The sequence below is a fragment of the Vibrio sp. 1288 genome (genome assembly GCF_033344475.1).
This window is the reverse complement of sequence record NZ_JAWPOX010000519.1, coordinates 1-702: the sequence shown is the minus strand read 5'-3', so window position 1 is coordinate 702 and position 702 is coordinate 1. Positions and strand designations below refer to the sequence as shown.

Sequence of the window (702 nt, the reverse complement as noted above, 5' to 3'; positions counted from 1 at the left end):
ATCTCTCCCAACCACCAGCTACACCACTGATTTACCTTGGATTCAACAATCTTCAGAGTTTCTTGGTGTAAAGCTCAGCACGCTGCTAACTCATGTTTATGGAAGCATCCCAGAGCAAGTCGATATCGGCAGTTTAAACAACTATCACTCCACCTTATCTCGCAAAGATATTGTTCGTTATCAGCCAATTTTGGCGTACCAGCAAGATCATCATTACATCAAAGTGAGAAATAAAGGCCCTTACTGGGTGATATACCCTCTCAGTCAATATCCTGAATTGGATCATAATGAATATCATGCCCAAATGGTGTGGCAAGTTAATGAGATGAAAATAAAACAAAAATAATGAAGTTATCAGAAGCTTACCCAATTAAACAAAAAAATTATTCGACGACCAGCAAAATGCTCCTTTTGGTTTTTGCCACTTCTTTATTGCTCGCAAATGTCATATTGCTCCAACAAACTCGGGTCTTAGCGCAAAGTTTTACTGATGAGCAAAAACAAGCGACATGGTTTTTATTCCAGTTATCGAAAGAGCTTTCTGAGCTCGTCAGTGAAGCACGTCGACTGGACGAAAATGTTTTAAAAATAGAAGGTGCAGAACTTCAGTATGAGCTTGCTTGGAGCCGTTTTGATTTATTAATAAATAGTAAAGACGTCTACACCTTTTTTTCTCGCAATCACATTCAACAATATTTTTTG

The 702-nt window shown here is 38.2% G+C and carries 1 protein-coding gene and 1 pseudogene; both read left to right on the top strand.

Features of this window, described 5'->3' with window-relative positions; genetic code table 11:
* Positions 1 to 346, top strand: a 346-nt coding sequence (locus R8O11_RS27765) for an oxidoreductase (protein WP_318194940.1), incomplete at its 5' end; no start/stop codon positions are given.
* A pseudogene (locus R8O11_RS27760) lies at positions 346 to 702 on the top strand (GGDEF domain-containing protein); the annotation flags it as partial. The gene R8O11_RS27765 and the pseudogene R8O11_RS27760, both read left to right, overlap by 1 nt.